General features: G+C 61.7%; 24 protein-coding genes and 1 riboswitch. Of the genes, 9 read left to right on the forward strand and 15 right to left on the reverse strand.

Annotation, left to right across the window (positions count from 1 at the left end):
* Positions 1 to 89 precede the first annotated feature (89 nt).
* Together EV561_RS23720 and EV561_RS23725 are read left to right on the forward strand one after the other, a co-directional pair.
* Positions 90 to 1,082, forward strand: a complete 993-nt coding sequence (locus EV561_RS23720; protein WP_132525073.1) for a substrate-binding domain-containing protein — start codon at positions 90 to 92, stop codon at positions 1,080 to 1,082.
* Positions 1,083 to 1,256: 174 nt separating this feature from the next.
* Positions 1,257 to 1,751: a histidine kinase gene (locus tag EV561_RS23725; protein ID WP_132525075.1), complete on the forward strand. Its 495-nt coding sequence runs from the start codon at positions 1,257 to 1,259 to the stop codon at positions 1,749 to 1,751.
* Between the two features lie 124 nt (positions 1,752 to 1,875).
* Here EV561_RS23725 and EV561_RS23730 read toward each other — a convergent pair whose 3' ends face one another.
* From EV561_RS23730 to EV561_RS23760, 7 genes are all read right to left on the reverse strand, one after another.
* A complete protein-coding gene (locus EV561_RS23730; RefSeq protein ID WP_132525077.1) occupies positions 1,876 to 3,144 on the reverse strand; it encodes an ABC transporter substrate-binding protein in 1,269 nt (422 codons plus the stop codon).
* 26 nt (positions 3,145 to 3,170) lie between these two features.
* Positions 3,171 to 4,007 carry a carbohydrate ABC transporter permease gene (locus EV561_RS23735; RefSeq protein WP_132525079.1) on the reverse strand — a complete coding sequence of 279 codons (837 nt, stop codon included), beginning with the start codon at positions 4,005 to 4,007 and terminating at the stop codon, positions 3,171 to 3,173.
* The gene (locus EV561_RS23740) at positions 4,004 to 4,927 is read right to left on the reverse strand and encodes a sugar ABC transporter permease (RefSeq protein ID WP_132525081.1); all 924 of its coding nucleotides are present in this window, start codon (positions 4,925 to 4,927) and stop codon (positions 4,004 to 4,006) included. The genes EV561_RS23735 and EV561_RS23740 overlap by 4 nt, the downstream gene beginning before the upstream one ends.
* Positions 4,920 to 6,083: an ABC transporter ATP-binding protein gene (locus EV561_RS23745; protein ID WP_132525083.1), complete on the reverse strand. Its 1,164-nt coding sequence runs from the start codon at positions 6,081 to 6,083 to the stop codon at positions 4,920 to 4,922. The genes EV561_RS23740 and EV561_RS23745 overlap by 8 nt, the downstream gene beginning before the upstream one ends.
* Complete coding sequence (locus EV561_RS23750; RefSeq protein ID WP_132525085.1) at positions 6,080 to 6,916, reverse strand: metallophosphoesterase; 837 nt, start codon at positions 6,914 to 6,916, stop codon at positions 6,080 to 6,082. The genes EV561_RS23745 and EV561_RS23750 overlap by 4 nt, the downstream gene beginning before the upstream one ends.
* Before the next feature lie 161 nt (positions 6,917 to 7,077).
* Entirely contained in the window at positions 7,078 to 7,899 is an 822-nt protein-coding gene (locus EV561_RS23755; RefSeq protein WP_132525087.1) for an SDR family oxidoreductase, read from the reverse strand.
* Positions 7,900 to 8,018: 119 nt separating this feature from the next.
* Positions 8,019 to 9,206, reverse strand: coding sequence for a phytanoyl-CoA dioxygenase family protein (locus EV561_RS23760; protein WP_132525089.1), 1,188 nt, complete (start codon positions 9,204 to 9,206; stop codon positions 8,019 to 8,021).
* Between the two features lie 98 nt (positions 9,207 to 9,304).
* Here EV561_RS23760 and EV561_RS23765 point away from each other — a divergent pair, with 98 nt between their 5' ends.
* The gene (locus EV561_RS23765; protein WP_132525091.1) at positions 9,305 to 10,324 is read left to right on the forward strand and encodes a LacI family DNA-binding transcriptional regulator; all 1,020 of its coding nucleotides are present in this window, start codon (positions 9,305 to 9,307) and stop codon (positions 10,322 to 10,324) included.
* Between the two features lie 24 nt (positions 10,325 to 10,348).
* Here EV561_RS23765 and EV561_RS23770 read toward each other — a convergent pair whose 3' ends face one another.
* From EV561_RS23770 to EV561_RS23780, 3 genes are read right to left on the reverse strand one after another with little or no spacing between them, the layout of a single operon-like run.
* Positions 10,349 to 10,990 carry a ThuA domain-containing protein gene (locus tag EV561_RS23770; protein WP_132525093.1) on the reverse strand — a complete coding sequence of 214 codons (642 nt, stop codon included), beginning with the start codon at positions 10,988 to 10,990 and terminating at the stop codon, positions 10,349 to 10,351.
* A gap of 15 nt (positions 10,991 to 11,005) precedes the next feature.
* Positions 11,006 to 12,106 carry a Gfo/Idh/MocA family oxidoreductase gene (locus tag EV561_RS23775; RefSeq protein ID WP_132525095.1) on the reverse strand — a complete coding sequence of 367 codons (1,101 nt, stop codon included), beginning with the start codon at positions 12,104 to 12,106 and terminating at the stop codon, positions 11,006 to 11,008.
* A gap of 41 nt (positions 12,107 to 12,147) precedes the next feature.
* Complete coding sequence (locus EV561_RS23780) at positions 12,148 to 13,353, reverse strand: ROK family transcriptional regulator (RefSeq protein WP_132525097.1); 1,206 nt, start codon at positions 13,351 to 13,353, stop codon at positions 12,148 to 12,150.
* Positions 13,354 to 13,574: 221 nt separating this feature from the next.
* On the opposite strand from EV561_RS23780, the gene EV561_RS23785 reads away from it, so the two are divergent.
* From EV561_RS23785 to ugpC, 4 genes are all read left to right on the forward strand, one after another.
* A complete protein-coding gene (locus EV561_RS23785; RefSeq protein WP_132525099.1) occupies positions 13,575 to 14,885 on the forward strand; it encodes an extracellular solute-binding protein in 1,311 nt (436 codons plus the stop codon).
* A 67-nt stretch (positions 14,886 to 14,952) separates the two neighbouring features.
* Entirely contained in the window at positions 14,953 to 15,891 is a 939-nt protein-coding gene (locus EV561_RS23790; RefSeq protein WP_132525101.1) for a sugar ABC transporter permease, read from the forward strand.
* A complete protein-coding gene (locus EV561_RS23795) occupies positions 15,884 to 16,732 on the forward strand; it encodes a carbohydrate ABC transporter permease (RefSeq protein ID WP_132525103.1) in 849 nt (282 codons plus the stop codon). The genes EV561_RS23790 and EV561_RS23795 overlap by 8 nt, the downstream gene beginning before the upstream one ends.
* Positions 16,733 to 16,757: 25 nt before the next feature.
* Positions 16,758 to 17,828: a sn-glycerol-3-phosphate ABC transporter ATP-binding protein UgpC gene (gene ugpC, locus EV561_RS23800; protein ID WP_132525105.1), complete on the forward strand. Its 1,071-nt coding sequence runs from the start codon at positions 16,758 to 16,760 to the stop codon at positions 17,826 to 17,828.
* 6 nt (positions 17,829 to 17,834) lie between these two features.
* On the opposite strand, the gene EV561_RS23805 is transcribed toward ugpC, so the two are convergent.
* From EV561_RS23805 to thiM, 4 genes are read right to left on the reverse strand one after another with little or no spacing between them, the layout of a single operon-like run.
* Entirely contained in the window at positions 17,835 to 18,599 is a 765-nt protein-coding gene (locus tag EV561_RS23805; protein WP_132525107.1) for a 3-oxoacyl-ACP reductase, read from the reverse strand.
* Entirely contained in the window at positions 18,596 to 19,417 is an 822-nt protein-coding gene (gene thiD, locus EV561_RS23810; protein ID WP_132525109.1) for a bifunctional hydroxymethylpyrimidine kinase/phosphomethylpyrimidine kinase, read from the reverse strand. Before thiD ends, EV561_RS23805 begins: the two co-directional genes overlap by 4 nt.
* Positions 19,414 to 20,049 (reverse strand): thiamine phosphate synthase, encoded by a 636-nt coding sequence (gene thiE, locus EV561_RS23815; RefSeq protein WP_132525111.1) that lies wholly within the window; start codon positions 20,047 to 20,049, stop codon positions 19,414 to 19,416. Before thiE ends, thiD begins: the two co-directional genes overlap by 4 nt.
* Positions 20,046 to 20,849, reverse strand: coding sequence for a hydroxyethylthiazole kinase (gene thiM, locus EV561_RS23820; RefSeq protein ID WP_132525113.1), 804 nt, complete (start codon positions 20,847 to 20,849; stop codon positions 20,046 to 20,048). The genes thiE and thiM overlap by 4 nt, the downstream gene beginning before the upstream one ends.
* A 53-nt stretch (positions 20,850 to 20,902) precedes the next feature.
* A riboswitch (TPP riboswitch) is annotated at positions 20,903 to 20,999 on the reverse strand.
* A gap of 179 nt (positions 21,000 to 21,178) precedes the next feature.
* On the opposite strand from thiM, the gene EV561_RS23825 reads away from it, so the two are divergent.
* Together EV561_RS23825 and EV561_RS23830 are read left to right on the forward strand one after the other, a co-directional pair.
* Positions 21,179 to 21,454, forward strand: coding sequence for a hypothetical protein (locus EV561_RS23825; RefSeq protein WP_132525115.1), 276 nt, complete (start codon positions 21,179 to 21,181; stop codon positions 21,452 to 21,454).
* Positions 21,455 to 21,517: 63 nt separating this feature from the next.
* Positions 21,518 to 21,727: a SlyX family protein gene (locus tag EV561_RS23830; protein ID WP_132525117.1), complete on the forward strand. Its 210-nt coding sequence runs from the start codon at positions 21,518 to 21,520 to the stop codon at positions 21,725 to 21,727.
* Positions 21,728 to 21,741: 14 nt separating this feature from the next.
* Here the strand turns inward: EV561_RS23830 and EV561_RS23835 are convergent, their stop codons facing one another.
* Entirely contained in the window at positions 21,742 to 22,524 is a 783-nt protein-coding gene (locus tag EV561_RS23835) for an SDR family NAD(P)-dependent oxidoreductase (RefSeq protein WP_132525119.1), read from the reverse strand.
* Positions 22,525 to 22,642 lie beyond the last annotated feature (118 nt).

The following is a 22,642-nucleotide window of genomic DNA, read 5'->3' on the forward strand; positions in this document are numbered from 1 at the left end:
TATAAGTGTCATCCCTGTCGGCTAAGCCGCGATGCCGTTTGCCGCGTTTTTCGTGGCGTAACCGCTCAAAGGCGAAGGTTTTCGAAGCCATGTCGACGCTGCAGCAGGTTGCTTATCGTGCAGGTTGCTCTGTTGCGACCGCGCATCGGGTGCTGAACCGCAACGGTCCCGTCAGCGACGAGATGGTTCGCCGGGTGCGCCGTGCGGCTGCCGAGCTCGGCTATCGCGCCAGTGGCCGTGCCATCGCGCTTGCCAGACGCCGGCCTGTTATCGGCGTGCTGATCCCGAGCATCACCAATCCAGTCTTTGCAGCCTCGCTGTCGAGCATCCAGCAACGCATGCTGCTTGCCGGCCACAGTGTGCTGATCGCGCAATCGAATTACGATCCCGCGCAGGAGGTCGATGCGGTTGCCTCGCTCCTCAACGAGCGTCCGACGGGGCTTATCCTGACGGTCTGCGATCCGGAGCGCAGCCTTGCGCTTTCCTCGTCGCTGCCGCCGACCGTATTGCTCAACAATCTGCCGACGCCTCGTTTTGCAGCGGCTGTGACGACCGATAATTTCGGGGCGGGCAGGGATTTGACCGACCATCTGATAGCTCATGGTCACCGGCGTATCCTGTTCGTGTCCGGTCATTTCGGTGCATCGGATCGAGCAAAGCTCCGCTATCTCGGCCATGTAAGGGCCATGAGCAATGCCGGGCTCGAGGCCTTCGAGGCACTGCAGATACCCTTCATCGACAGCTATGATCAGCTCGATCTCAGCGAAGCGGTCTCGACACTCAAGCCGACGGCGATCATCGGCTCCAATGATCTCCTGACGCTGGGTGTCATGGGCTCGGTGCGGCGGCTGGGGCTTTCCGTTCCGCTGGATATTTCCGTTGCCGGTTTCGACGGCATCGCCATCGGCCGGATGATGGATCCGGCGCTGACCACGGTCGAGATACCCGATGGCACGATGGGAGCTGCGGCTGCGTCCCTGCTGCTGGACATAGCGGAGAATGCCGCTCCGCCACGGCATTTGACGGCTGCCTACAGGTTGCGTTGCGGCGGCACCGTTCGCGATCTCAACCACGTGTCATGACCGGCGCGCAGTCCCGGCTATAAGCATTTCGCAAAGGCCGCTCTTGGCCCCCAGACACAAGCCAGAGGTTCATTTTTGGCCTCTTAAGGGCCAGAGACCGCGATTTTAAGATATTACTTTTAAAGGTTGTCGGCCGATGCCGCTGCATCGCTCTCAACCTTTCAGGATACTGTCATGAAGAAAATTATCGCTTTCGCCTTGCTTGCTTTTGCATCTCCTCTGGCGGCCCACGCTGCGACCTTGAAGTTTCCCAGCGACAAGCCCATCGCAAGCATCACCATCCCTGACAGCTGGAAGCCGGAAGAGACCGAGAGCGGCGTTCAGGGAACATCGGCTGATTCCGCCGTCTATCTTTCGGCCGACGTCGCCAACAGCAAATCCATAGACAAGGTCGTTACCGACTCGATCGATTTTCTGACGAAAAACGGGGTTTCCATCGATCAGTCGACACAGAAGGACACCCCCGTCACCGAGGTCAACGGCTTGCAGATGACGACCCTGGAATGGGATGGCAAGGATGAAGACGGCCCCGTCAGCGTCGGCCTGCTCTTCGTATCGACATCCGGCGACAATGCGCTCGTGGTAACCTATTGGGGAAGCAAAGGCGACGAAGACAAACACGATGCCGAAGTCAAGGCAATCGTTGCCTCGATCAAGCCGGTCAACTGATCGCACTGGAGTGGTGTAGGAGCGGCTGTTACTGCCTCCGACAGCCGGCGCGGACACCATTCACTTCAATAGAAAACGCCGCTTCCCGGGGGAAGCGGCGCGGTATGGCTGGTCAATCGCAAGCTTAGCTGTGCGAGGGCAGCATGTCCTGGACGTCGGAAGCTGCGTCGTCCAGCGCTTCCTTCGGCTGTGCGGAGCCGTCGACGATGCGCGACAGGTTGTCGACAATCGTCTGGGTGACGCGAACGCCGTTTTCGCCCGGGAAGGCGTACCACGGGATCATCAGCGACATCTGGTTCAAGCTGGCCTGGAAGAGCGGGTTCTTCTTGTAGAAGTCGCCGAGATATTCGGCAGACTTGGCAGCAAGTTCGTTGTTCGGAACGTAGCCGGTGCCGGGAACGACGACAGAAGCGCCGTAAGGGCCAGCTGCGAACTTGATGAACTTCCAGGCGGCGTCCTGCTTGGCAGCGTCATGCGTCAGGATGACGGCAGCGTTGCCGCCGGTCGGCAGCTTGCCGTTGACCGGGTCGATCAGCGGGATCTTCGCGGTGCGCAGGTCGAACTTGGTGCCGGTGTTCTTGATCGTGTTGATCAGGGCGCCGGTGGTCTGGAACGTGAAGCCGACCTTGCCGGCTGCGAATGCCTGTTCGCCAGCCGACTTGGTGAAGACCGGCATGCCGCCTTCCTTGACCATGCGCTGGATCAGCTCGGCAGCCTTCTGGCCTTCCGGACCGTTGAAGGTGACCTTGCTTTCGTCGTCGGAGAGCATCTTGCCGCCGGCGCCGAAGAGAAGGGCGGAGAACATCCAGTCGTCACCCTGCCAGCGGAAGTCGATACCGTCGACGCCGTTGCCGAGAGCCTTGATCTTGCCGCCGAGAGCGATGACTTCGTCCCAGGTCTTCGGCGGGTTGTTCGGGTCGCCGCCGGCAGCTTTCACGAGATCGGCGTTGTAATACATGATCGGGTTGGAGGTGGCGAAAGCGAGGCCGACCTGCTTGCCCTTGACCTGGGCGAGCTTCAGGATCGTGTCGGAGAAGCCTTCTTCACCCATCTTGCCGTCCTTCTGGACGAGCGGTCCGAGATCGACGGCGACGTTGCGCTCGTCGAGCATGCGCAGGCGGTTGAGGCCGATGAAGGTAACGTCGGGCATGTCGGACGTGCCGGCTTCGCGCAGGATCGTCTGGATGCCTTCTTCATAGGTCGCCGACGGGGCAGCGAACTGGATCTTGATATCCGGGTTCTCTTCCATGAACTTCTTCGAGATCGTGTCCATCACGTCCTTGAAGAAGCCGGGCATGGGGTAGTGAACCGTCAGCGTCGTCTCGGCGTAAGCCGGGACAGACACGGCCATCGTAATGGCTGCGGCTGCGAGAATCTGGGTGATATGCTTCATCGCTCGTTCTCCTGTTGGAAAACCGGTCATCCTTTGAGACCGGTCATGGTGATACCCTCGACGAAGCGCTTCTGCGCGAGCAGGAATGCGACAACGAGGGGAAGGGTGATAAACAGCGTGGCAGCCATGAGGGCGCCGTAATCGTCGCCGGCTTCGGCGGCGCGGAAATACATGAGGCCAAGCGGCGGGGTGGCGTAACCCTGCTTGCTGATGACGATCAGCGGCCAGTAGAGATCGTTCCAGTGCGCCACGACCGAAAAGATTGCAAAGGCGGTCACCGCCGGCCAGGCATTGGGCACGATGACGCGGGCGACGATGCCGAGCTCCGACATGCCGTCCAGCCGCGCCGCGTGGATCAGATCGTCCGGCATGGCGCGGAAGAATTGCAGGAACATGAAGATCGCAAAGACCGAGATCGAGAAGGGCGCCACCAGCGCGGTGTAGCTGTTCAGCAGATCCAGGTTGTTGAAGGCGACGTAGAGCGGCAGCGCCGTTGCGTGGATCGGCACCAGCAGGCCGAGCATGACCAGCACCATCATCAGGCGTGCGGCCGGAAACTTCAGCTTCGCCATCGCATAGGCGCAGGGAACGGCGATCAGCACCTGGAAGAAGAAGATCAGCGCGCAGACCAGCACGCCGTTCCAGAGCAGCGTGCCCATCGGCACCTTCTCCAACGCGTGCATGAAGTTTGCGACATAGTAGAAGTGCTGCGGGATGAGCTGCAGGGCCGATGTGAAGATATCGTCCTGCTTCTTGCCCGCTGTCGAGATCATGAAGATGTAGGGCGCCAGGAAGAAGATCGCGCCGAGGCTCAGCAGGCCGAAACGAAGGATGCGGCCGGGGGTGATTGCGTTGGCGTTCATGTGTAATGCACCTGCCGGTCGAGAAGGCGGTATTGCAGGAACATCAGCGCGACGAGGATCGCCAGGAAGACCACGGTCATCGCCGAGGCATAGCCGACGCGCAGATAGACGAAGCCTTCCTGATAGATCGTGAAGAGCAGCACCTCGGAGGCATGGTTCGGGCCGCCATCCGTCAGTGTCTTCACGGTGTCGAAGACTTTCACGGCATTGGTGACGCTGATGGTGATGACGAAGAGCGTGGTCGGCCCGAGCATCGGCCAGGTGACGAGGCGGAACCGGTCGAGCGCCGATTTCGCGCCGTCGACTTCGGCTGCGGCATAGAGCTCGCGCGGGATGGCGGTCAGGCCCGCCAGGAACAGCACCATGTTGAAGCCGACCGACTGCCAGATGCCGATGATCGACAGGCTGTAGAGCACGGTGGCCGAACTGCCGAGCCAGTTCGGCCCGGGGATGCCGACCAGCGCCAGCATGGCATTGATCGGGCCGATGGTCGGATGGAAGAGATATTGCCAGACGGTCGCCATGGCAACGATCAGCGACGCGACCGGAAGGAAATAGGCGGTGCGGAAGAAGCTGCGGGCGGCCGTTTCGCTCTCGATCAGCAACGCGACGGCGAGACCGAGGACGATCGATGCGGGTGCGACGATCGCCGTATAGATCGTCGTGTTCCAGAGCGACTTCTGGAAGGTGCGATCCTTCAGGAGATGAGCGTAGTTCTCGAAGCCGACGAAGCGGAACTTGCCGAGGCCGAGCTTGAAATCGGTAAAGCCGAGGAAGATGACGGCGATCACCGGCAGAATGACAAAGGCGATGGTGAGGATGATCGCCGGCATGGCTATCAGCCATGCGGTGCGCCTTTCGCTCCTCTCGCGATCCGCGACCGAATGCACCGGCATTGCTGCCGCTGTCACGCTAGCCATTGGCAGCCTCCCGCGCGGGATTGACGGCGAGCGCCTTTGTGCGCAGGCGACGGCCGTCCTCGGCAAAGACCATGGCGCGATCGGCCGAAAGCGTCAGACCGACGGGCGTTCCGGCGGAAAGTCCTGCTGTTTCCGATGGCGAGAGCTTGGCGACGATCGTTTCACCGATCGCGTCGAGCTTACAGAAGAGGATGACTTCGGAACCGAGGAACTCCATGCGCTCGACATGGGCGGCGAGTGCGTCCTGTCGGTTCGGCGAGAGCTTCACGAATTCCGGGCGGATGCCGAGCGTGATTGCGGTGCCGGCAAAATCCGGTTCTTCGAGCGCGAGCCTGATATCGCCGAAGGCGATGACGCCGTTCTCGACGCGGGCGGGCACCAGGTTGATGCGCGGCTGGCCGACGAAGCGGGCGACTTCGACATGGGCGGGATTGTCGTAGATTTCCTGCGGGGTCGCGAGCTGCAGCAGGTTGCCGCCGATCATGACGGCGACGCGGTCCGCCATCGACAGCGCTTCGGCCTGGTCATGGGTGACGTAGACTGTCGGCACGCCGGCGCGGCGGTGCAGCTCGACGATCTCGCCGCGGGCATGGACACGCAGGTTGGCGTCGAGATTGGAGAGCGGCTCGTCCATCAGGAAGATGCTCGGCTGGCGCACCATAGCGCGGGCGAGCGCCACGCGCTGGCGCTGACCGCCGGACATCTGGCCGGGCTTGCGATCGAGCAGATGGTCGATCTTCAGCGACTTCGCCATTTCCTGCACATCGCGCATGATCGCCTTGCGGGTGGCGCGCTGGCCGGGCACCAGCGAGCCGACGAAGGGTAGCCGCTGCGTCGTCGACAGCCGGCGCATGGCGAGCGGCACGGCGATGTTCTGGGCGGCCGTCAGATGCGGGTAGAGCGCGTAGGACTGGAAGACCATCGCGATGTTGCGGTCGGCTGCCGCGATGCCGGACATCTGCGCGCCGCCGATCGTGATTTCGCCGCTGTCGGCATGGTCGAGGCCGGCCAGAATGCGCAGCAGCGTGCTCTTGCCGCAGCCCGAGGGGCCGACAAGGGCAATGAATTCGCCCGCTTCGACATCAAGGCTGACGCCCTTCAGAATGGCGTTGTCGCCAAAGGATTTGGTGATGTTGCGAAGCGAGAGCGCGGTCATGGGGTCGGCTCCGTCTTCACCTTGTGGGCTTCGTGCGGATAGACTTCCTCGACGACGTCGTCGAGATAATAGGCCGTCATGCCGGGCACGGCGACGAGCTGACTTTCGATCGTCTCGCCGAACTGGTGGACGACCGCGCCGATCAGACGCTCGCCCGGCATTTCGCGCTCCATGTTTCTCAGGATGAAGGCCGCGGACGGACCCCAGACGAGCGACGTATCGTTGAAGCGGCCCTGCCATGCCCAGTGCAGATGGCCGCTGGCAAAGAGCGCGACGTCATGGGCGGCGATCAGGTCGTAAAGACGCTTGCGCGGCGAGGGGCGGACGCTCCAGTAGCCGGTATCGCCTTCATCAGGCGTATCGACGAAGAGTGGCTTGTGGGCGAAGAGCGCGAAGCGCAGGTCGCCTCTGCTTTCCAGCATTTCTTCAAGCCACTGGAATTGCTTTTCTTCCTCGTCGTCATTGAAGCCCATCAGCAGGCTGTCGAGGCCGATCAGACGCCAATTGTCGACATCTTCCGCCCAATAGTCGGGGCCGACGAGATTGCGCCAGCGCGCCAGGCGGGTCTCATTGACGGGCTGCAGCGAGCCGGGCAGGTGGCCGACATCGTGATTGCCGGGAACGATCAGCATGGGCACGGAGATCTGGCGCATCAGGTCCATGCAGAAGGCGATGTCCTCATCCTTGTCGGCGCCATCGACACTGAGGTCGCCGGTATGGACGATGAGATCGGCGTTGCTCTTTTCGATCCAGTCGGCCAGCGGCTCCCAATTGCCGTTGAAATGCGGCTTGCTCGGGCTGAAATGCGTGTCGGTGATCTGGATGATTTTCAAGGCGCAGCACCCTTGTAAAGAATTCGGGTCGCGCCAGCCGGGCGTTAAAAAATGCTTAAGGCCGGCGCGTTTCGCCGACCTGTTTAGAAGGCTCCGATGTCAGTTAGGTAACGGGCTTTTTCAGTCGTTTTTCAGTTTTGTCATGTTGAAGTCACATTCGATCAGAGTGGCGCAACGGGATGCGGAGAGTCGTCCCAGGCGCCCCAGATCGACTGGTCGAAACAGATGACGGAGCCAGTCATCAGGCCGGACTCATCAGAAGAGAGATAGGCGCAGGCGCGTGCCACTTCCTGCGGATCGACGAGCCGACCGAAGGGCTGGCTTGCGGCTGCCTTCTCCAGCCAGTCTGCGGACGCACCATGAAATTCACGCTGGATGCGATCCTCGCCTTCGGAGGCCATCCAGCCGATGTTGAGGCCGTTGATGCGGATGCGGTTGCGTAGCACGGCATAGGCGGTGTTCTTGGTCAGCGTTTCCAGCGCGCCCTTCGAAGCACAATAGGCTGATATGAAGGGCTGGCCTGCCTTGGCGGACATGGAACCGATATTGACGATCGTGCCCTCGATCTTCTCGCGCCGCATGACCTTGATCGTCTCTTGCATCAGGAAGAAGGGCGCGCGGACATTGACGGCGAACATCCTGTCGAAAAGCTCGGGGCTGGTGTCGAGGATCGTGCCTCGATCGGTCAGCGCGGCGGCATTGACGAGAGCATCGACGCGGCCGAAGGTCTGGTCGCAGACATGGACGACGTTCTGGGCTTCCTCAACCTTGCCGAGATCAGCCTGGACGTAGACCACCTTCGCGCCCGTTGCGGAGGAAATCTCCTCGGCCCTGGCCTTGCCCTTCTGCTCGTTGCGACCGCAGATGACGATGCCCTTGGCGCCGCGATCGGCGAAGAGCCGGGCAATGGTGGCGCCAAGGCCCTGCGTGCCGCCGGTAACGATGGCGATCTTGCCGTCGAGACGGCTGTGGTTAGATGTCATGTGGTTCCTCCCTGGTGATTGGTGTGGTGATATGCGGATGGCCCCTCGCTTGTGAGCGGGAGGCTTGTGTTTGATGGGTGTGGTCCTTCATCCTGTTCCGAAGGTAGACGAAAGACCCCTCAGCTCAACTTCTTCGCCGCCTGCTCCCTCAGCGCCCTCACAAACGCCTTGTCGCTCCACCCCTCGCGCAGCGCCTCATGCATTAGCTGCGCCTGCGTCTTCGGCGCAAGGCCGCCGAGCGGCGGGTCGCGGTCGAGGTTGGTGGGGAAGGAATAGCCTTCGGCGCAGGACGCGACGGCATTGGCGATCTCGGCTTCCGAGAGCTTGCCCTTCAGCGCTTTCAACGCCGCGAAGAGCTTGCCGCTCATCCGTTCGCGGTCGACCGTTTCCATGGCGCGGCCGAAGGCGGTGGAAACCTGTAGGAGGTTTGCGACGCGCTTGATATCCGTCGAGCGGTTGGTGCCGGCGGCGTGGAAGAGGGCTGGGTTGAAGAAGACGACGTCGCCCTTTTTCAGTGGCAGCTGGACATGGTTCTTCTCGAAATAGTCTTTGAATTCCTGGCGCTTGAGCGCGAGATAGCCGGGCACATAGGTCTGGCTGTGCGGCAGGAAGAGGGTCGGACCGCTTTCGAGCGGCATGTCGCAATGGGCAACCGCGCCCTGCAGCGTCAGGACAGGCGAGAGCTTGTGCACATGGGCCGGGAACTGCTCGATGATCTCGGACGACTGAAAGCCGAGATGGTAATCGCGATGGGCGGATTGGGCGGCACCACCCGGATTGACGCGGTTGACTTGCGCTGTCATCTGGTAGCTCGGCCCGAGCCAGGCTTCGCTCGTCAGCGCCACGATGGCATTGCCGTAATATTTCGCGAAGTTTTCAGGGTTGGCGAGGCAGTGCTTTTCCAGCGAGTTCCAGATGCGATCGTTGGCGCCCGGCTTGGCGAAATGATCGCCGCCACCTGATGACGTGCGGTGCTGTTCCTCGATGATCTCGTCGAAGATCTTGCTGGCGCGGTCGATGATACCTGTGTCCTCATAGGCGCGTTTGAAGACGACGACGCCCGGGCCTTCGCCGAAGGCTTCGCAGATTTCGGCCAGAACGGCGCGTCGGCCATCGGTGGTCGCGGCTGCCGCCAGCACCTTGCGGCTGTCATAGATCAGGATGTTCTTTTCGACGGCATCAGCATGCGGATAATCGGCGAGCTCGGTGGTCTTTTCCGCAAGGGCGCGGAAATCGTCGAGATCACAGCTGTCCTCGGTCAGCCAGACGCGGTCCGCTCTCATTATCTGAAGATTGTCTGTTTTCATCGGTGCCTCCTCCATCGGATGAATGAGAGGACTATACGCCTGACATCGAGTTGATATAGATCATAAAACCATCAAAAATCCATCAGAACGAACGCATCATGACCCATCCCTTTCTCGTCAAGGACATCGCCTTCCAGGCCGGATTGAGCACGGCGACGGTGGATCGCGTCCTGAATGAACGGCCAGGCGTGCGCCGCCAGACGGCGCTGCGCGTCAAGGCGGCGATCGCCGAGCTTGAAAAGCAGCAGACGGGCGCGGAGACGACCGGGCGCAAGATTGCGATCGATATTCTGATGGAGACGCCGGAGCGTTTCAGCGCCGCCGTCCGCGAGGCCTTCGAGGCCGAGGTCTCGACCTTCCTGCCGACGGTCTTCCGCTGTCGCTTCCATTTTTCCGAGATCATGAAACCGGCGGAACTGGCGCAGCTGATCGACCGTATCCGTCTGCGCGGCACGGACGGGCTTGTCGTCAAGGTTCCTGATGTGCCCGATGTCGTCGAGGCGGTTCGCCGCGCCATCGAGGCCGGAATTCCTGTTGTAACGCTGGTGACGGATCTGCCGAATGTTGCGCGATCAGCCTATGCCGGCGCGGATAATCGCGCCGCGGGCGAGACCGCTGCCTATCTGATCGGGGAATATCTTGGCGAGAACGGCCACGTGCTGGTGACGCTCTCCAGCAGCCGGTTTCGCGGCGAGGAAGAGCGCGAGATTGGTTTCCGCCGCATCATGCGCGACCGGTTCCCCGGCATCGGCATGACAGAGATCAGCGAAGGCCATGGCACGGATGCGGCGACCGGAAGCCTTGCGGCAGCGGAGCTGGCGCGGCATCCATCCATCAATGCGGTTTATTCGATCGGCGGCGGCAATCGCGCGGTTCTTGCGGCCTTCGAAGCGGCGGGGCGGCCCGTGCGGGTCTTCGTCGCGCATGATCTCGATGCCGACAATAGGGTGCTGCTGTCAGAGCGGCGGATCACATTCGTGCTGCATCATGATCTCCGGACGGATGCGCGCTCCGCCTTTCGCGCCATCATGAGCCGGATCCCGATCGCGGGGCGCGGCTTTTCATCGTCGCTGTCGGCGGTGGAGATCATCACGCCATATAATATGCCGGCGGGGTGAGCCGCCGGCATAGGGATAAGAGGCTCAGCGAGCGGCCCAGTTGGCGCCGCGGCGGAACATGGTCTTCATCTGCGGCACGCTGAATTCCTTGGCTTGGTGGCCGAGCGAGGAATAGAAGACGCGGCCCTTGCCGTAATGACGTTTCCAGACGACGGGCATGACGACGCCGTTGATCCAGTAAGCATGATCCCCATTGAAGGTCGTCGTCGCCAGCACCTCGTTCGAGGGATCGACGTGCATGTAGTATTGCTCTGATGTGTAGGGGAAATCCTCGATCCCCTCCATGACCGGATCATCCGGGCGGGTAATGTTGACCGTGTAGTCGATGATGTTGCCGGGATGGGCCACCCACTGGCCGCCAATGATGAACTGGTAGTCGACGCTTTCACGGAAACTATCGCCGGCGCCGCCGTGATAGCCGGCAATGCCGACGCCGCTTTCGATGGCGGCGGCGAGGTTCTTGACCTCCTCCTTCTCGATCTTCGACATGGTCACGATCGGCACGATCAGGCTGAGATCGTGGATCGAGGGGTCGGCAAAGGCTTCGGTGCTGTTTTCGACGTAAACCTTGAAGCCGTCTTCCTGCAGCATTTCCTCAATGATCTTGGCGCATTCCTGCGGCTCGTGGCCGCTCCAGCCGCCCCAGACGATCAGTGCTTCACGCATTTCCATTCCTCCTGATTAGCGACCGAGCTTTCCGTCCACGAGGGATTCGGAGAGCGGGGCCGGGCGTTCCGTCTGTGTTGTTATGGTGACCGTGCGACCGCTGTCGGACGCGGTCTGGAAGGCTTCCATGACTTCGAGCACGTGCAGGGCAAGGCTGCCATTGGCGCGGTGCGGCCGGTTCGAGCGGATGGCATGCGCCATGTCGGCGACGCCGAGCGAGCGATAGTTGCCATCGGCATAGGGCGCTGTTACCTCGCGTTCCTGGAATTCGCCGCCCTTCTTCAGATATTCGACCGGGCCGGCGAAGCGGTTTGGGTCGGGCACGATCAGCGTTCCCTCCGTGCCGTAAACTTCGAGCGGCACATGCTTGTGGCCGGCGACATCGAAACTCATGCCGATCTGGACGACGGCACCGTTGGCAAAGGCCATGACGCCGGCGACATGGGTCGCGACATGAACGGGGATGCGCTCGCCATTGCGTGGCTCGCTGGTGATGATGCGCTCCTTGCGCGGCGACACGGCAAAGCCGGCGACCTGGGAGACCGGGCCGAGCAGGTTGACAAGGTCGGTGATGTAGTAGGGACCCATATCGAGCATCGGGCCGCCGCCGACTTCATAATAGAAAGCCGGATTCGGGTGCCAGCGCTCATGGCCGGGACACATGAAGGTCGCGGTGCCGCCGACCGGCTGGCCGATCGCGCCCTCGTCGATGATGGCGCGTGCCGTCTGGTGCCCGCCGCCGAGGAAGGTGTCGGGGGCGGCGCCGATGCGCAGGCCCTTTGCCATGGCGGCATCGGCGAGCTTCTTGCCTTCGGTAAAGTTGATGCCGAGCGGCTTTTCGGAATAAGTGTGCTTGCCGGCATCGAGCGCCTGCAAGCCGACCGCGACATGGGCCTTCGGGATCGTCAGGTTGACGATGATCTCGACTGAGGGATCCGCCATCAGCGTCGCAACATCGACAGCCTTCAGGCCGAATTCGGCGGCCTTGGCCTCCGCCAGTTCGCGGTTCAGGTCGGCCACGCCCCTGATGTCGAGGATCGGGAAGGATTTCATCGCGGTGAGATAGGCGCCGGAAATATTTCCGCAGCCGATGATGCCGATACCAACTTTTTCCATAAACACTCCTCCAAATGGATTTGTCGATAAACCGTGGGATTTCAGAGAGCCGGTGCCGGCCCGGTCGTGCCCCAGGGCGATTCATAGAGCTCGCGCAGGGCAACGACGGCCGCGCCTTGAGCCCAGGTTTCGTCAGCGGACTGGTCGAAGACCAGTTCCGCAACCTCCTCGATCGATGGCGGGATGGCCGTCGCGTAGGCCTCGCGCAGGCTGTCCAGGAACGGCCGGCCGAGCGCCAGGCTGGAGCCGACCAGGATGACGCGCGGCGGCGCAAACAGGGTAACGATATTGGCGAGCGCCATGCCGCAGGCCTCGCCGGCGCGGATGGCGGCGCTGATCAGCGTGTTGTCTTCTGCGGCGATCAGCGTCTGCGCATGGGCCATGCCGCGGCCGAGACGGATCGCTTCGGCAAAACGGCCGCCGGTCGGTTGATCGCCGAGGATCGCGCCTTCGCCGGCCTGGCTCGACAGGCGGATCAGCCCCTGCGGACCGATTCCGAGCACCATGTCGCCGAGATTGTGGCTAAGGCCGCCCGCACCGCGAAAAAGCTGGCCGCCATGCAGCACGCCGAGCCCAAGCGTCTGCTCGAGTGAAACGAGCACCATGTCGTCCAGATCCCGCGCCTGACCGAACCAGTGATGGGCGAGCGTGATCGCATGGGCATCGCTCTCGACCATCGTTGTCACACCGAGGCGATCCGACATTTCGCGGGCGAAATCGACGTCGGATTCACGGAAGATGGGGCTGGTGCGGACGAGGCCGGTGCGATGCTCGACGACGCCGGGGAGGCCGAGGCAGACGGAATCGATTTCCTCGATCGAAAGATCGGCATCGACGACGCAACGGCGAATGCCATCCTCGATGAGATCGGCGATGACGTTGATCGGCTGGCGATCGACGCGCAACGCCAGCGTCAGCTTGGACAGCACCTCGCCGCGGAAATCGGTAACGACGAAGACCATGCGGTTTGCCGCAATCTTGGCGCCTACGACGCGGGCAGCATCGGGATTGAGTTCCAGCATGACGCGGGGTCGGCCTCTTGCGGCAGCGTTACGGAGGTCTCCCTCGGTCAGTGCCAGGATAAGGCCGTCATCCAGCAGCGAGCCGGTGATCGCCGAGACCGTCGTCGTCGAAAGCTGCGTCCGGTCGCTGATCTCGATCCGTGCGATCGACCCCGCCCGCCGGATCGTATCCAGCACGTTGAAGCGGTTGATCGCCCGCATAAGTTCGGGATCTGCAGTCTTCATGAAATTCTGGCCGAGTGCATTTAGTGGCTTGTCGTAATCGTTGTTTTGGGCGTTATTTTTGGCGGGTTGCGAATTTAATACCGCCCTCAAGCCCCCTCTTGTCAAGCCGCTTTGCCTAAAAATTAGGAAAGGCGGTTGACATTCGAGCAAACTTCCCTTGAATTAATCCGCATAAGGGAAAAATTGCTGAGGAACTTTAGATCCCTTCTGGAGGAGAAATCATGTTTCATTTTGCAAGGGCGAAGGCCCTTAGCGGCGCACGCGTTGCTGCGATTTCGGCCGCGACAGGTCTTGCCATTCTGCTCGGCGCGGGAAATGCCGCAGCGGAAACGGTCGTCAAGTGGCTGCATCTCGAACTGGATCCCGGCTATGTCGCGATCTGGCGCAAGATCGCCGATCAATACGAAGCGTCCCATCCGGGCGTGAAGATCCAGATGCAATTCCTGGAAAACGAAGCCTTCAAGGCCAAGCTGCCGACGCTGCTTCAATCCAGCGATGCGCCCGATTTCTTCTACAGCTGGGGCGGCGGCGTGCTGAAGCAGCAGTTGCAGACCGGGACCCTGATGGATCTGACCTCTGCCATGAACGCCAATGGCGGCGAGTGGCTGAAGGCCTATAACCCCGCTTCCGTCACCGGCCTGACCTTCGATGGCAAGATCGGCGCCGTGCCGTTTAAACTCGGTACTGTCAGCTTCTTCTACAACAAGGCTCTCTTCGCCAAGGCCGGCGTCGATGCGTCAGCCATCAAGACCTGGGACGACTATCTGGCCGCGGTCAAAAAGATCAAGGCAGCAGGCATTGTTCCGATCGCTGGCGGCGGCGGCGAGAAGTGGCCGATCCACTTCTACTGGAGCTATCTCGTGATGCGCGACGGTGGCCAGAAGGTGTTCGATGCTGCCAAATCAGGGCAGGGCGACGGCTTCAACGATCCCGCCATCATCAAGGCCGGTGAGCAGCTGGCCGAACTCGGCAAGCTCGATCCCTTCCAGCCCGGCTATCTCGGCGCCACCTGGCCGCAGACGCTCGGCGTCTTCGGCGACGGCAAGGCTGCCATGATCCTTGGCTTCGAAAACACCCAAGCCAACCAGAAAACCAATGCCGGCGACGGCAAGGGTCTGGCACCGGACAATATCGGCCGCTTCGCATTCCCGGCCGTGACGGGTGGCGCTGGCGATCCGAACGACACGCTCGGCGGCCTGAACGCCTGGGCCGTGACGAAGAAGGCTCCGCCGGAAACGCTCGATTTCCTGAAGTATCTGACCAATGCCGACAATGAGCGCATCATGGCGAAGGCCGGCATGATCCTTCCCGTCACCAACGGCTCGGAAGACGGCATCACCAATCCGCTGATGGCCGATGCCGCCAAGCAGCTCGCCGCCACCAAATGGCACCAGAACTTCTTCGACCAGGATCTCGGCCCCTCCGTCGGCCGCGTGGTCAACGACGTCTCGGTCGCGATCGTGTCGGGCCAGATGACCCCGAAGGATGGCGCCCAGCAGGTCCAGGACGCCTTCGAGCAGGACCAGCTCTAAGGGGTACATGGGCGCCGGCTTCCCCCTTGGCCGGCGCCCGTTTTAGTTTTCAAGAGCAAGGACGATCATGACTGATGTCAGCATAACGACCGCGCTGCGGCCCGAAACCGGCGCCAAATCGGCAAGGCGGCACAAGAGCCCCGCCGATCGCGGTCGTCTACCGGTCATCCTGTTGTTTCTTCCGGCAGCGCTGCTGTTGTTCACGATCTTCGTCATCCTGCCGATGGGCGAAGCGGCCTGGTACAGTCTCTACAAGTGGGACGGCTATGGGCCGCCGACCGAATTCATCGGCCTCCGGAATTTCGAGCTGCTGCTCAAGAACGGCGCGTTCCTCACCTCGCTGAAGAACAATGCGCTGATCATCGCCGTCTCGATCATCATCCAGATACCGCTCGCCATCTGGCTTGCGATGATGCTGGCGCATCGCATTGCCGGCGTCGTGCTGTTTCGGCTGATCTTCTTCCTGCCCTATGTACTTGCCGAGGTTGCGGCCGGTCTGATCTGGCGCTTCGTCTATGACGGCGATTATGGTCTCTTCGCCACCTTCGCGCATCTCTTCGGCTTTCAGACGCCCTATGTGCTCGCCGACAAGGACCTTGCCATGTATGCGGTCCTTGCCGTCGTGGTCTGGAAATATTTCGGCTTCCACATGATGCTGTTCATCGCTGGTCTGCAATCGCTCGACAGCAGTATATTGGAAGCGGCGGAGATCGACGGGGCGACAGGCTGGCAGAAATTTCGCTATATAACGCTGCCGCTTTTGGGCTCGACGCTGCGCCTTTCCGTCTTCTTCGCCGTCGTCGGTTCGCTGCAGCTATTCGATCTGATCATGCCGTTGACCGGTGGCGGACCGTTCAATTCCACGCAGACGATGGTGACGTTCCTCTTCAATTTCGGCGTCACTCGCATGCAGGTCGGGCTCGGCAGCGCCGTCGGCGTCGTGCTGTTCATAATCTGCGTGACGCTCGCCTTTGGCTACAAACGGATATTTATGCGCAATGACTGATATGGCCTCATCCGTCCGCGAAAGCACCGGCACGAAGATCTATCTCTACGTGTCGCTTGGTATCATCGCCGCCATCGTGCTGGTTCCGCTGCTGACGACGGCGCTCGGCGGCTTCAAGTCGCTTGGCGACCTCCGTACCAATCCCTTCGGCCTGCCTGTCGAGTGGCACTTCGAGAACTATACGGACATCCTGTTCGGCGAGCGCTACTGGCGGCAGATGATGAATTCGCTGATCATCGCCGTGCTGACCGTGTTCCTTACGGTCTCCGTCTCGGCAATGGCGGCCTTCACCTTCGCGCATGTGAAGTTCTTCGGTTCGAACTTCCTGCTCAACTATTTCCTGATCGGGCTGATGTTCCCGGCGGCAACGGCGATCCTGCCGCTCTTCATCCGCATCCGAGATCTCGGGCTGCTCAATACCTATTGGGGCGTGGTGCTGCCGCAGGTTGCTTTCGGGCTCGGCATGAGCATTCTTCTGTTCCGGAACTATTTTCGAAACCTTCCGGAAGAATTGTTCCAGGCGGCCTTCGTCGATGGTTGCGGCTATATCCGCTTCTTCTGGCATATCTCGCTGCCGCTTTCCCGGCCAATCGTCGCGACGGTCAGCATCATCTCCTTCGTCGGTAGCTGGAACAGCTATATCCTGCCGCTGATCATGCTGAATTCGGATTCGATCTATCCCTGGCCGCTCGGGATCATGGTCTATCGCGGCGAGTTTGGCACCCAGTGGCAGCTGGTGCTGGCCTTCATCACGCTCACCATCGCGCCGACCATCATCGTCTTCTTCCTTGCCCAGAAGCACATCATCGCCGGCCTGACCGCCGGTGCCGTGAAGTCCTGAGCGCATCGATATCGGAGTAAACAGCATGGCATCCGTCGAACTGCAGAACATCCGCAAGCATTATGGCGCGTTGCCGGTCATCCACGGCGTGTCGCTCGCGATCGAGGATGGCGAGTTCATCGCGCTCGTGGGGCCGTCGGGCTGCGGCAAGTCCACGCTGCTGCGGATGATCGCCGGCCTCGAGGAGATCACCGAGGGCGACGTCATGATCGGCGGGCAGGTGGTCAATTCCATGACGCCGCGCGAGCGCAATATCGCAATGGTCTTCCAGTCCTACGCGCTCTATCCGCATATGACCGTCGCCGAGAACATGGGCTTCAATCTGAAGCTTTCCGGCGAAAGCAAGGACAATATCGCCAAGCGCGTCAACGAGGCGGCGCGCATGCTCGACCTTACCAATCTTCTCGACCGCAAGCCGGCGCAGCTTTCCGGCGGCCAGCGCCAGCGCGTCGCCATGGGCCGCGCCGTCGTGCGCAATCCCGCCGTCTTCCTGTTCGACGAGCCGTTGTCGAACCTCGACGCGAAGCTGCGCGTGCAGATGCGCTCGGAGATCAAGGCCTTGCACCAGAAGGTCCAGACGACCTCGATCTATGTCACCCATGACCAGATCGAGGCCATGACGCTTGCCGACCGGATCGTCGTTCTTAACCATGGCAAGATCGAGCAGCAGGGCACGCCGATCGAGCTTTACCGTCAACCGGCCAATCTCTTCGTCGCGGGTTTCATCGGTTCGCCGGCAATGAACGTGCTGGAGGGCGTCGTCGATGGCGTCGACGGTTCGCCCGCCGTGCGCCTGAAGGACGGGACGCCGATCCGGATCGGCGTCGATCGAAAAGTGAAATCCGGTCAATCCGTGAAAGTGGGCTTGAGGCCGGAACATCTCAATCCGGCCGGGACCGGCTCGCCGTTGACGGGCCAGACCCTGCTGGTCGAGCCGACAGGCGCGCAGACGCATGTGCTTTTCGAGCTGGCCGGAGAACAGGTCACTGCCGTTGTGGACGGCGACCTGCCGGTTCGCTATGGCGCGCCGCTCAATGTCGCGGTCAATGCCGAACAGGTCTACGTCTTCGACGGGGCAAGCGGCCTCGCGCTATAGATCCGGTCAGCCGAAGACAAGCCCGCCGTCGACGATCAGGTTCTGGCCTGTCACGGCGCGGGCCCAGGGGCTGGCGAAGAAGAGCACGGCATCGGCCGCCTCTTCCGGCGTCGTGACCTTGCGCAGCGGCGTGCTGTCGGCGATCAGATCGAATACAGCCTGCGGCGTCGCGCTGCTGGCGTCGGTCGTCCGCAGCAGGCCGCCCGAGACCATGTTGACCGTGATCCCCAGCGGGCCGAGTTCGGCAGCGGCGGTGCGGGTCAGGGCCAGCAGGGCGCCTTTCGCGGCGGTATAATCGTGGTAGGGGACAACCGGATTCTGGACGAGATTCGTGCCGATCGTAATGACGCGGCCGAAGCCCGCCTTCTCCATTCCGGGCCGCACTGCCTGTATCAGGTTGAGCGCACCCTTGAGCGCCGTCTCCAAATGAGCGGTCATCTCTTCCCAGCTCAGCGTATCGAGCTTGGGCCGCGCATCGCCGTTGAAGGTGAAATCGGCCAGAGCATTGTGCACGACCGTGGTAGGCGCACCGAAGGCCGATGTGACGTCGGCGACCAGGCGGGTCACTTCGTCTTTGTCGCGAATATCCGCTTGGAACGTGCGGGAATGTTCTCCGAGTTCGGCGGCAAGCGTTTCCGCTCCCTCGCGGCTGTTGCGATAGTTGATCGCGACACGGGCGCCCTCGCGGGCGAAGGCTGCAGCGATGGCCGCGCCGAAGCCGCGGCCGGCGCCGGTGACCAGGACGATCTGCTTGCTCAGCGGCATGCTCATTTCTTCATCCCTTCCATGTCTTTCCAAAGCCCATGAAAATGCTGCACCGGCCCGTGGCCCGAGCCCACGGATAGCTCATCTGCCTCGGCCACCGCACCCGCAAGGTAGCGCTTGGCTATTGCCACCGCTTCCGGTGGGGTCAGTCCCTTCGCGAGTTCCGCGGCGATCGCGCTCGACAGGGTACATCCCGTGCCGTGGGTGTTATGGGTCGGGATCCGGCGTCCTTCGAACCAGGTAAGGCCCGCTGCGGAGGCGAGCACATCGGGGCTTTCTTCCGTCTCGAGATGCCCGCCCTTGATCAGGACGTTTGTTGGCCCGAGGGCGAGAAGGTGTTGCGCCTGGCTTGCCATCTCCTCGCGGTCCTCGGCCAGCGGCTCATGTAGCAGGGCGGCGGCTTCCGGCAGGTTGGGCGTCAGGACCGTTGCAAGCGGCAGAAGGCGGCTGGTCAGGGCAGCGACCGCAGCGGTCGCAAGCAGGGAGGCGCCACCCTTGGCGACCATGACCGGATCGAGCACGACGGGGACGCCACGATGGGGCGCGAGTGCATCGGCAATGGCCTCGGCAATGCCGGCATTGGCGATCATGCCGATCTTCACGGCATCGACCCGCACGTCGGCAAAGACGGTCTTGATCTGATCGGCCACAAACTCTGGCGGCACAAGATGCACACCGAAGACGCCTTGCGTGTTTTGCGCGGTCAGTGCGGTCAATACCGCCATGCCATAGACGCCGCGTGCTGAGAAGGCCTTCAGATCGGCCTGGATTCCCGCTCCACCTGATGGATCGGAGCCGGCGATTGAGAGAACGTTCCTGATCATGAACGCGCCTTCCTAATTTCCTCGGCAATGCGCAAAGTGGCGGTTTCGGGATCGGGGGTGCCACAGATGGCCGAGACGACGGCCAGTCCTTGCGCGCCGGCGGCAAGCACCGCTGCCGTATGTTCCGCCTTCAGTCCGCCAATGGCAACCGATGGCACCGGACTGACCGCGACCAGGCGCGCCAGCCCGTCGAAGCCGATCGGCTGCTTATGGTCGGGCTTGGTCGGCGTCGCAAAGACCGGGCCGATGCCGACATAGTCTGCCAGCATCGGATCGACCGCTTCCGCAAGCGCCAGGGTCTCGACGGACAGGCCGAGGATCATGTCGGGGCCGATGAGATTTCGGGCGGTTCGGGCATCCATGTCTTCCTGGCCGATGTGGATGCCATCGGCGCCGATCGCGATTGCCGCTTCGACATCGTCGTTGACGATGAGCTTCGCACCCGTTCCCTGCAGCACCATTTTCAGGGCGCGGCCCGTTGCAATGCGGCTAGCGGTGTCAGCATCCTTGTCGCGCAACTGCACGATGGTCGCGCCGCCGGTAACGGCCGCCCGCGTCGTCTCGACCATGCCCGTCCCGGCGCAGAGATCGGGATCGAGGACGAGATAGAGGGACAGATCGAAACTGCTCATGCCGCCGACACCCTTGCTTCGCTGTCGAGCGTGCGGCCATCCAGCGATTTCAACGCATCGAGGAAACGCCAGGAGAAGGAGCCGGGGCCCTCAGCCCGCCGTCCGGCGGTCTCTCCCGCCGATGCGAAGGTCGCAAGTGCACCGACGGTCGCGGCGAAGGGATCGTTGGGGCTTGTTGCGGCAAAGGCGCCGACGAGGCAGGTCAGCGAGCAGCCGAGTGCCGTCACCTCAGGCATCAGCGGCGAGCCGCCGGTGATCCTGACGGCGCGTTCTCCGTCAGTCACGAAATCCACCGCGCCTGTCGCTGCGACCACGGCTCCGTGGCGTTTCGCCAGCAGGATTGCCGATTCCTCGGCCTGCTCGACCGGATCGCGGCTGTCGACGCCCTGGCCTTTGCTTGCGCCGCCGGCAAGCGCGATGATCTCCGAGGCATTGCCGCGAATGATCGTCGGCCGCAGTTCCATCAGTTCCGCGACCGCGGCGCGACGGAAGTCCGTTGCATAGTGGGCGACGGGATCGAGAACCCAGGGTTTCCGCGACTGGTTGGCGGATTTGGCGGCTGCGCGCATTCCGGCAAGCCAGGCCGTCGAAAGCGTACCGATATTGATCGTCAGCGCGCCGGATATGGCGGCGAATGCGCCCGCCTCTTCCTCGGCATGCACCATGGCCGGCGAGGCGCCGGCCGCGAGCATGACGTTGGCGGCAATGTTCATCGCCACGTAATTGGTGATGCATTGCACGAGCGGAACAGTCTGCCGCATGGCCGTCAGCGTTGCGCCTGAAGTCTTTGTCGTATCCATATTGCCCCTTTTCATGCGGAGGGGCGACGCGGGGGCGAATGCGCGAATGCTGCGAAAAGGCCCGAGCGACTCCCTCCGCCGGCATTATCCGGTTCAGGTTCGAAGGGTGCATCTCAGCCCGTCTTGCGACGAACGCCCCTGTCTCTCATCATCATTCATGTTGCAGAGAAATGACGCCATGTCATCTGAAATCGTATCACGGGCCGGGACCGTGGACTTAATCGAGGCCGGCCCTTCATTCTTTTCTGATAAAAAGCAGCGCATCCCCATCTCGAAAACTTATACGGCAGCGACTACGTGGCTTTGCGCATGAATTCCGGCGAGGACCTATGACACGTGGCCTGTTCATCCTTGCCGTCCAGATCCTGATCTGCGTCGCCATCTCATTTCTGGCGCTCTGGACGCTGTTGCGCCCCAGGAGCTTTCAGGCTTTTGTGCACGAAAACTTCGGATTGCTGCCTGATGTCAAAAGCGGTGCGCGGCTGGCGCCATTCCTGATCCAGCTCTCATCCCTGTTTTTTCTCTGGTACGCCTACGCGCTTGTCAGCGCATTCGGCGAGGAGATACGTTGGCTTGGAGGCGTCATCAGGCATCTCGTCGGCTAAACTTTTGCGGAATTATCTGTTATCCCCACTGCAAATTTTCCGCCTTACCGAGAAGGAGTTCCGATGTCGGACGAACGAAGCCGTATCGACGCGCTTGAGGAGATCCTGGCACATCAGGCAAAGACAATCGACGAACTTTCCGATCAGCTTGCGGAGCAATGGAAGGTGGTCGAGCAGACGCGGGCAAAGCTTGACCGGTTGACCGAGCGGTTCCTTAATCTGGAAGAGCAGTCGCTGGAGGCGCCTGCCATCACCAAGCCGCCGCACTATTGATTTGATCTTTCGGCCTACCGCAACAGGCTCTGGCCGCCGTCGATCCAGATCGGTGTTCCCGTGATGTGACGGGAACGGTCGGAGGCAAGGAAGAGGACGGCTTCGGCAACCTCCTCGGCGGTGCCGGATTTTCCTGATGTCAGCGGAATTTCACCCTCGGGATATACCGCCGGGACGTCGGCCTCCGCTTGATTGCGCTTGAAAGTATTGTCGGAAATCCGGGTTTCGATGGCGCCGGGGCAGATGGCGTTGATGCGGATATGATGCTTGCCCAATTCGAGGGCGAGTTGCTGCACCATCGCCACCTGTGCCGCCTTCGTTGCCGAATAAGCGGTTGCGCCGGCGGTCGTGAAGGTCCGGGTACCGTTGATCGAGGAGGTGACGATGATCGAGCCGCCGCCTTTTGCCTTCAGGTATGGAACGGCCAGGTGGATCGTCAGATAGGTGCCGCGCAAGTTGACCGCGATGGTTTTGTCCCATTCATCCGGTTTCAGGTCATCGATCGGCGCCCAAACGCCATTGATTCCGGCATTGGCCAGAACCACATCAACGCTTCCGAACGAATGAACCAACTGATCGACCGCGTTGCTCATGCTTGCCTCGTCGGAAACATCGGCGATCAAAGGAATTGCGGTGCCACCGCTGTCGCGGATATGCGCCGCAACCTCTTCGGCTTCGCCCGCTGTATGGCCCAATACGCCGACACTTGCTCCCTCGGCGGTAAGAAGCAGAGACGAGGCCCTGCCGATGCCCGAGGCTCCGCCTGTGACCAATGCGACTTTTCCGGACAGTTCCATTGCGCTCTCCCGCCTGTTCGTCGTCGAGAGCAACCGGAGCGCGGGAAGATTGTTCCCCTTGGCCGACCGGCGGTTTTCCGGATCTGCGCAGGCCCGCCATCACAATTTAGTGTTTCAC

This window comes from Rhizobium sp. BK376 (assembly GCF_004341625.1).
Taxonomy (GTDB): domain Bacteria; phylum Pseudomonadota; class Alphaproteobacteria; order Rhizobiales; family Rhizobiaceae; genus Rhizobium.

Excerpts from the sequence above, each read along its gene's own strand:
- EV561_RS23835 (WP_132525119.1), bottom strand. The coding sequence starts at position 22,524 with ATGGAACTGTCCGGAAAAGTCGCATTGGTCACAGGCGGAGCCTCGGGC.
- thiM (WP_132525113.1), bottom strand. The coding sequence starts at position 20,849 with ATGGATACGACAAAGACTTCAGGCGCAACGCTGACGGCCATGCGGCAG.
- EV561_RS23790 (WP_132525101.1), top strand. The coding sequence starts at position 14,953 with ATGACTGATGTCAGCATAACGACCGCGCTGCGGCCCGAAACCGGCGCC.
- EV561_RS23770 (WP_132525093.1), bottom strand. The coding sequence starts at position 10,990 with ATGCGTGAAGCACTGATCGTCTGGGGCGGCTGGAGCGGCCACGAGCCG.
- EV561_RS23725 (WP_132525075.1), top strand. The coding sequence starts at position 1,257 with ATGAAGAAAATTATCGCTTTCGCCTTGCTTGCTTTTGCATCTCCTCTG.
- EV561_RS23735 (WP_132525079.1), bottom strand. The coding sequence starts at position 4,007 with ATGAACGCCAACGCAATCACCCCCGGCCGCATCCTTCGTTTCGGCCTG.
- EV561_RS23755 (WP_132525087.1), bottom strand. The coding sequence starts at position 7,899 with ATGACATCTAACCACAGCCGTCTCGACGGCAAGATCGCCATCGTTACC.
- ugpC (WP_132525105.1), top strand. The coding sequence starts at position 16,758 with ATGGCATCCGTCGAACTGCAGAACATCCGCAAGCATTATGGCGCGTTG.
- EV561_RS23825 (WP_132525115.1), top strand. The coding sequence starts at position 21,179 with ATGACACGTGGCCTGTTCATCCTTGCCGTCCAGATCCTGATCTGCGTC.
- EV561_RS23775 (WP_132525095.1), bottom strand. The coding sequence starts at position 12,106 with ATGGAAAAAGTTGGTATCGGCATCATCGGCTGCGGAAATATTTCCGGC.
- EV561_RS23785 (WP_132525099.1), top strand. The coding sequence starts at position 13,575 with ATGTTTCATTTTGCAAGGGCGAAGGCCCTTAGCGGCGCACGCGTTGCT.
- EV561_RS23805 (WP_132525107.1), bottom strand. The coding sequence starts at position 18,599 with ATGAGCATGCCGCTGAGCAAGCAGATCGTCCTGGTCACCGGCGCCGGC.
- thiD (WP_132525109.1), bottom strand. The coding sequence starts at position 19,417 with ATGATCAGGAACGTTCTCTCAATCGCCGGCTCCGATCCATCAGGTGGA.
- EV561_RS23765 (WP_132525091.1), top strand. The coding sequence starts at position 9,305 with ATGACCCATCCCTTTCTCGTCAAGGACATCGCCTTCCAGGCCGGATTG.
- EV561_RS23745 (WP_132525083.1), bottom strand. The coding sequence starts at position 6,083 with ATGACCGCGCTCTCGCTTCGCAACATCACCAAATCCTTTGGCGACAAC.
- thiE (WP_132525111.1), bottom strand. The coding sequence starts at position 20,049 with ATGAGCAGTTTCGATCTGTCCCTCTATCTCGTCCTCGATCCCGATCTC.
- EV561_RS23795 (WP_132525103.1), top strand. The coding sequence starts at position 15,884 with ATGACTGATATGGCCTCATCCGTCCGCGAAAGCACCGGCACGAAGATC.
- EV561_RS23830 (WP_132525117.1), top strand. The coding sequence starts at position 21,518 with ATGTCGGACGAACGAAGCCGTATCGACGCGCTTGAGGAGATCCTGGCA.
- EV561_RS23780 (WP_132525097.1), bottom strand. The coding sequence starts at position 13,353 with ATGAAGACTGCAGATCCCGAACTTATGCGGGCGATCAACCGCTTCAAC.
- EV561_RS23760 (WP_132525089.1), bottom strand. The coding sequence starts at position 9,206 with ATGAAAACAGACAATCTTCAGATAATGAGAGCGGACCGCGTCTGGCTG.
- EV561_RS23730 (WP_132525077.1), bottom strand. The coding sequence starts at position 3,144 with ATGAAGCATATCACCCAGATTCTCGCAGCCGCAGCCATTACGATGGCC.
- EV561_RS23740 (WP_132525081.1), bottom strand. The coding sequence starts at position 4,927 with ATGGCTAGCGTGACAGCGGCAGCAATGCCGGTGCATTCGGTCGCGGAT.
- EV561_RS23720 (WP_132525073.1), top strand. The coding sequence starts at position 90 with ATGTCGACGCTGCAGCAGGTTGCTTATCGTGCAGGTTGCTCTGTTGCG.